Origin of the sequence: Buttiauxella izardii (genome assembly GCF_003601925.1) — a bacterium.
GTDB classification, from domain to species: domain Bacteria; phylum Pseudomonadota; class Gammaproteobacteria; order Enterobacterales; family Enterobacteriaceae; genus Buttiauxella; species Buttiauxella izardii.
On sequence record NZ_QZWH01000015.1, the window covers coordinates 74,692 to 80,691 of the forward strand.

7 protein-coding genes are annotated in these 6,000 nt (G+C 50.8%); 3 read left to right on the forward strand and 4 right to left on the reverse strand.

All coding sequences use genetic code 11. The annotated features are described in order from the left end of the window. Positions 1-57 precede the first annotated feature (57 nt). The gene (locus D6029_RS08705) at positions 58-1,047 is read left to right on the forward strand and encodes a sulfate ABC transporter substrate-binding protein (RefSeq protein WP_120064394.1); all 990 of its coding nucleotides are present in this window, start codon (positions 58-60) and stop codon (positions 1,045-1,047) included. A gap of 93 nt (positions 1,048-1,140) precedes the next feature. Then, positions 1,141-1,902, forward strand: a complete 762-nt coding sequence (locus D6029_RS08710) for a CDP-diacylglycerol diphosphatase (protein ID WP_120064395.1) — start codon at positions 1,141-1,143, stop codon at positions 1,900-1,902. 44 nt (positions 1,903-1,946) lie between these two features. On the opposite strand, the gene tpiA is transcribed toward D6029_RS08710, so the two are convergent. Next, positions 1,947-2,714, reverse strand: coding sequence for a triose-phosphate isomerase (tpiA, locus tag D6029_RS08715; protein WP_120064396.1), 768 nt, complete (start codon positions 2,712-2,714; stop codon positions 1,947-1,949). Positions 2,715-2,823: 109 nt separating this feature from the next. Further along, the gene (locus D6029_RS08720; protein WP_418230254.1) at positions 2,824-3,390 is read right to left on the reverse strand and encodes a DUF1454 family protein; all 567 of its coding nucleotides are present in this window, start codon (positions 3,388-3,390) and stop codon (positions 2,824-2,826) included. Between the two features lie 147 nt (positions 3,391-3,537). Between D6029_RS08720 and D6029_RS08725 the strand changes: the two genes are divergently transcribed. After that, positions 3,538-3,957, forward strand: a complete 420-nt coding sequence (locus tag D6029_RS08725) for a DUF805 domain-containing protein (protein WP_034500043.1) — start codon at positions 3,538-3,540, stop codon at positions 3,955-3,957. Position 3,958: 1 nt separating this feature from the next. Here D6029_RS08725 and fpr read toward each other — a convergent pair whose 3' ends face one another. Together fpr and glpX are read right to left on the reverse strand one after the other, a co-directional pair. Then, the gene (gene fpr, locus D6029_RS08730) at positions 3,959-4,705 is read right to left on the reverse strand and encodes a ferredoxin--NADP(+) reductase (protein ID WP_120064398.1); all 747 of its coding nucleotides are present in this window, start codon (positions 4,703-4,705) and stop codon (positions 3,959-3,961) included. A gap of 95 nt (positions 4,706-4,800) precedes the next feature. Continuing rightward, entirely contained in the window at positions 4,801-5,811 is a 1,011-nt protein-coding gene (glpX, locus tag D6029_RS08735; protein WP_120064399.1) for a class II fructose-bisphosphatase, read from the reverse strand. Positions 5,812-6,000 lie beyond the last annotated feature (189 nt).

Here is a 6,000-nt window from a genome sequence, read left to right on the forward strand (position 1 = left end):
GAATGGTTCAAATTCTGGCACGCTGCTTTTATCAAATCTGATTAAAGAGAGCGAACGATGAACAAGTGGGGAGTTGGACTTACATTACTGTTGGCATCAACCAGCGTACTGGCGAAAGATATTCAGTTACTTAACGTCTCTTACGATCCCACTCGCGAACTTTATGACGAGTATAACAAGGCGTTTAGTGCTCACTGGAAACAACAAACTGGCGACAACTTGGTTATTCGCCAGTCTCATGGCGGGTCTGGTAAACAAGCCACGTCTGTTATCAACGGTATCGAAGCCGATGTGGTGACTCTGGCGTTGGCATACGATGTGGATGCCATTGCCGAGCGTGGCCGTATCGACAAAAACTGGATCAAACGCCTGCCGGATAACTCCGCGCCTTATACCTCGACCATCGTGTTCCTGGTGCGCAAAGGCAACCCAAAACAAATTCATGACTGGAATGACCTGATTAAACCGGGCGTTTCGGTTATCACGCCAAACCCGAAAAGCTCAGGTGGCGCACGCTGGAACTATCTGGCAGCCTGGGGTTACGCTCTGCATCACAACAACAACGATCAGGCCAAAGCGCAGGATTTCGTAAAAGCGCTATATAAGAACGTTGAAGTGCTGGATTCCGGCGCACGTGGTTCAACCAATACTTTCGTTGAGCGCAATATCGGTGACGTTCTGATTGCCTGGGAAAACGAAGCGCTGCTGGCAACCAAAGAACTGGGCAAAGATAAGTTTGAAATTGTCACCCCAAGCGAATCCATTCTGGCGGAACCTACCGTATCTGTGGTCGATAAAGTCGTCGACAAGAAAGGGACTCAGGAAGTCGCTGCAGCGTATTTGAAGTACCTGTACTCACCAGAAGGCCAGGAAATTGCAGCGAAGAATTATTACCGTCCACGCAATGCGGACGTAGCGAAGAAATATGAAAACTCCTTCCCGAAACTGAAGTTGTACACTATTGATGAAGAGTTTGGCGGCTGGACAAAAGCGCAAAAAGAACACTTCTCGAATGGCGGAACCTTCGACCAGATTAGTCAGCGTTAAGTTTAAAGACGGCCCCGTTTGGGGCCGTTTTGCTTTTGAGTTCCCGCCGTTTGCGCTACGCTGAGCAACCCTCTTCTTGTTCCTGAGGTTTCAATGCTGCGGCACCGACGCACGGTAGTTGTCTCTATTTCCCTGTTGATTGTTGTCGTCATCGCCTGGTTTAGCCTGCGGCAATATTTGCATCACCCCGATGCGCTTTGGCGTATCGTCAGCCAGCAATGCGTTCCCAATCAACAAAAAAGCCAAAGCCCAGAGCCGTGCGCCAAAGTGGATTTGCCTTCGGGATTCGTGCTCCTGAAAGATATTCATGGCCCGCTTCAATATCTGTTGATGCCCACCGCAAAAATGAAAGGCATGGAAAGCCCTGAGCTTTTGCAGGCGCAAACCCCTAACTTCTTCTGGCTAGCCTGGCAGCAGCGTAATGTGATGAGCGCACGTCTGGGTTCTTACATTCCTGATGATGTGGTTTCCCTCACGATAAACTCCACGACAGGCCGCACTCAAAACCAGCTGCACATTCATATTTCTTGTCTGCGGAAAGATGTACGCGGGCAGTTAAATCGCTATACAAACACCCTGAACCACCAATGGCAGGTGTTCCCGGAATCATTAGCGGGAAACACGTACATTGCCAGAAAAGTCACTGCGGATGAGTTTTCTCAACGTAGCCCGTTCATCATGCTGGCAAACCAGGTTCCTCAGGCTCGCGAACATATGGGGCGTTATAGTCTGGCGATGGCGAAACTGGCTGATGGGGATTGGGTCGTTTTGGCGACAGAGCGGAATTTACTGCGTTTGAACCTGGCGTCTGCGGAACAGATACAAGATCACGACTGCGGATTGCTGAAAAAATAAAGGCCCTGCCGGAGCAGAGCCTTAATATTGCTAAGCGAGAAAACTTACGCTTGTTTCGCTTCAGCAGCAGCTTTAACGATAACGGCAAATGCGTCAGCTTTCAGAGAAGCACCGCCAACCAGCGCGCCATCGATGTCTGGCTGAGCAAACAGCTCCGCTGCGTTTTTGTCGTTTACGGAACCGCCGTACTGGATGATCACTTGTTCAGCAACTTTAGCATCAGCTTTAGCGATGTGGTCACGAATGAATTTGTGAACAGCCTGAGCTTGAGCAGGAGTTGCTGATTTGCCAGTACCGATTGCCCATACTGGTTCGTAAGCGATGACTGCGCCTTCGAATGCCGCAGCGCCCTGAGTTTTCAGAACCGCGTCAATCTGACGTGCACAAACTTCTTCAGTTTTGCCAGCTTCGTTTTCTGCTTCGGTTTCGCCGATGCAAAGAACCGGGATCAGGCCAACTTCTTTCAGAATGGCGAATTTCTTAGCGATCAATTCGTCAGACTCTGCGTGGTAAGTACGACGCTCTGAGTGACCGATGATGATGTATTTAGCACCGACATCTTTCAACATCTCAGCAGAAACTTCACCGGTAAATGCGCCAGACAGGTTCAGGTCAACGTTCTGAGCACCAAGAATGATGTGGCTGCCAGAAGCGGCATGTTTAGCCAGATCCAGATACATAGTAGGAGGAGCGATAGCAACGCCACAGCCAGCAACGCCAGCCAGTTCTTTACGCAGGCCTGCAATCAGCTCGTGTACCATGTGCTTGTTGCCGTTCAGTTTCCAGTTACCCATCACCAAAGGATGTCGCATCTTAATTCTCCACAAGGTCAAACTAATAAAAGAATCGCTGCCGTTCAGGCAGCATGGTCTGTGAAACAGTATAGAGACTCAACAAGGGAAAGGCTTTGCTTTTTGTCATTTATTCGCCGTTGTTCAGCGTTTCAGATAGCGTTAGCTTAATCGGTTCAACAGCGAAGGTAAGCCCCTTTTCGCCGTTGTCTGCCACCACATAGCGAATCGCGCCATCGGTTTGAGTGAAATACCGTTTGTTCTTTCCATCGCTAAGCAATTTGTTAAGTTTTGCCACGCTTTGCGGCTTTGAAAGGGATGGCGTAAATGTGCGTATCAGCGCCGCCATATATTCTGTCGCTTTGGCTCGAGCCGCTTTTTGCTCAGGCCCCTGAATCGGTAGCCATGTGATTTGGATAGACTTTATCTTCAGCGTGCCGCGCTCAAGCGCTGCCGATGTATAGAGATTTTCGTTAATCTTGCTGGCGGCGCGCATCAGGTTAACTTCATCGGCATTAGAGTCGATTGCGCGGAATTCGCTTATCGGCAACTTCGGGTTTTCAGTGCTGAATTTTTCCCGAAACTGCGTAATGTTCATATCGAACGTTGGCGCGCCCGCCAGTAAATACGGAGCGGCTTGTAGCGTCGAAGCGGAATCTGTAGGCGGATCGGCCCAAACCACCGCTGCGGGTAGCATCAGTAAAGCCAGGGCTGCAAACAGATGTCTCATTGACAAATTCTCCTGTGAATTCTACTTCCCGATTAAATCGGCATTCCGTTGGCTTGTCAAAACCCGGCATAGCCAGGGTACACTACGGCGCTAAACAATAAAATGGACCTTACCATGACCATACAGCAATGGCTGTTCTCTTTTAACGGACGTATTGGACGCCGTGACTTCTGGATTTGGATTGGCGTTTGGCTCATCGCGCTGATCATTCTCTTCACCCTCGCGGGCGCAGAAATTATGCCTTATTCCACAGCGGGTTTCTTTCTATCGGGTTCGTTGATTCCAACGGCGGCGGTCATTGTGAAGCGTCTGCACGACAGAAATAAGAAAGGCTGGTGGGCGCTGCTGTTTATTCCGGCCTGGCTGCTGCTTGCCGGAAACTGGGAAACATTCGGCACCTTAGCACAATGGGGCCTGGGGCGTTTTATCCCAACGCTAATTTTGGTGATGGTGATTATGGACCTGGGCGCGTTTGTTGGCACCCAGGGTGAAAACCGTTTTGGTAAAGACACCAGCGAAGTGAAGTACCGCTAACTTACCAGTAATGTTCAGCAGTCATATGGCCCGGTCGGCGGCGCAAATGTTTGGTCATCTGCCGGGTATCTTTCAGTAATTGCTGAGTATCACGAACCATCTGCGGGTTTCCGCACAACATCACATGGCTGGTTTCCGTATTCATCGGTAAACCAACAGCCGCTTCCAGATCACCACTTTCGATTAAGGCAGGTACGCGTCCGGTTAACGAACCCGGCAGGGATTCACGGCTCACGACTGTCTGAATGCGTAATTTCCCTTCGTATTGCTGCTGGAGTTTTTGCATCAACGGCAAATAACTCAAGTCTTGCGCGAAACGCACGGCATGCAGCAAAACGATATTTTCGAAACGCTCTAGTCCTTTGCCTTCCTGCAAAATAGACAGATACGGGCCTAATGCGGTGCCTGTCGCCAGCATCCACAGCGTCTGGCAATCAGGAATTTCGTCCAGAACAAAGAACCCTGCCGCTTCGCTGACCAGTGAAATCTCGTCGCCGGGTTGCAACGCGTGTAAGCGTGGGCTGAGTTTGCCTTCCGGCACAGTGACCAGATAAAACTCAAGATTAGGGTCGCTCGGCGCGTTGACATAGGAATAGGCGCGCTGCACGCGTTCGCCATCAATTTCCATCCCAAGTTTGGTGAATTGCCCGGCGGTGAAAGGGGCAACGGGCGCATGAACAGTGAGACTAAACAGAGCGTCGGTCCAGTTTTCAACCCGAACGACAGTACCTTTGACCCATTCTGCCATGAAATCCTCCTAATGCTTTTTCCCTATATTCACCAGAAAACCTCGAGATTTCCAGCCGGTTAAAGCTGGAAAGCTCAATCAGACAAACGACGGCCTTACAGAATATGAGTCTGCACGTCCGGGTCTTTGCGGTCGAGATAGTGAATAGACTGAATACGGCGAATAGTGCGAGATTTGCCGCGAATCAGCAGCGTTTCGGTGGTCGCCATATTCCCTTTACGCGTGATCCCATCCAGCAAATCGCCTTTGGTAATCCCGGTTGCGGAGAAAATCACGTTGTCGTTACGCGCCATATCGTCGAGTTTTAATACCACGCCCGCTTCAATGCCCATCGCCTTACAACGTTCTAATTCTTTCTCACCGATAACACGGTTTTCTTCGCTGTCGCCTTTCACGTGGTGACGAGCCAGCAGGCGGCCTTGCATATCGCCATCTAACGCGCGAATAACTGCGGCGGAAATCACGCCTTCCGGTGCGCCGCCGATGCCATACATCACGTCGACTTCGCTATCTGGCATGCAGGTCAAAATGGAGGCGGCAACATCGCCATCAGGAATAGCGAACACGCGCACGCCGAGTTTTTGTAACTCAGCAATGGTGGCGTCGTGGCGAGGTTTAGCAAGAATGGTAACGGTGAGTTCGCTCAGTGGCTTATTGAGAGCAACGGCGATGTTATAGAGATTTTCCGCCAGCGGCAGATTGAGGTCAATAATGCCTTTAGCTCCCGGGCCGACAATCAACTTTTCCATGTACATATCAGGCGCGTTCAGGAAGCTGCCTTTATCGCCGACTGCCAAAACGGCTAGCGCGTTGGCCTGGCCCATTGCGGTCATGCGGGTGCCTTCAATCGGGTCAACGGCGATATCTACCGCATCGCCCTGGCCGGTACCGACTTTTTCACCAATGTAGAGCATTGGCGCTTCGTCGATTTCCCCTTCGCCGATCACAATCTGGCCATCGATATTGACCTGATTGAGCATGATACGCATGGCGTGAACCGCTGCGCCATCAGCCGTATTTTTATCACCACGGCCCAACCATTTATAACCTGCCAGCGCTGCGGCTTCGGTTACGCGGGAAAATTCAATCGCAAGTTCTCGTCTCATTACACACTCATTTAAGAAGTCCAATTGCGACCGAGTTTAGCACAGGCGGGGTAGGGTGATCCCCTCTCCGGGCGTTGTCTCTTAGTCACATCTCTGTGAGTTGTGAGACTGTTCCGTTCACCCGGTGTTCAGTGTTTTATATAGCCACTGAACCGGTGAACGACTTAGGGTGGCCACCGTCGCCACCCT

What these genes read in the sequence shown, in the direction of transcription:
- D6029_RS08710 (WP_120064395.1), top strand. Translation starts at nt 1,141, where the DNA reads ATGCTGCGGCACCGACGCACGGTAGTTGTCTCTATTTCCCTGTTGATT.
- tpiA (WP_120064396.1), bottom strand. Translation starts at nt 2,714, where the DNA reads ATGCGACATCCTTTGGTGATGGGTAACTGGAAACTGAACGGCAACAAG.
- D6029_RS08725 (WP_034500043.1), top strand. Translation starts at nt 3,538, where the DNA reads ATGACCATACAGCAATGGCTGTTCTCTTTTAACGGACGTATTGGACGC.
- D6029_RS08705 (WP_120064394.1), top strand. Translation starts at nt 58, where the DNA reads ATGAACAAGTGGGGAGTTGGACTTACATTACTGTTGGCATCAACCAGC.
- fpr (WP_120064398.1), bottom strand. Translation starts at nt 4,705, where the DNA reads ATGGCAGAATGGGTCAAAGGTACTGTCGTTCGGGTTGAAAACTGGACC.
- glpX (WP_120064399.1), bottom strand. Translation starts at nt 5,811, where the DNA reads ATGAGACGAGAACTTGCGATTGAATTTTCCCGCGTAACCGAAGCCGCA.
- D6029_RS08720 (WP_418230254.1), bottom strand. Translation starts at nt 3,390, where the DNA reads ATGCTACCCGCAGCGGTGGTTTGGGCCGATCCGCCTACAGATTCCGCT.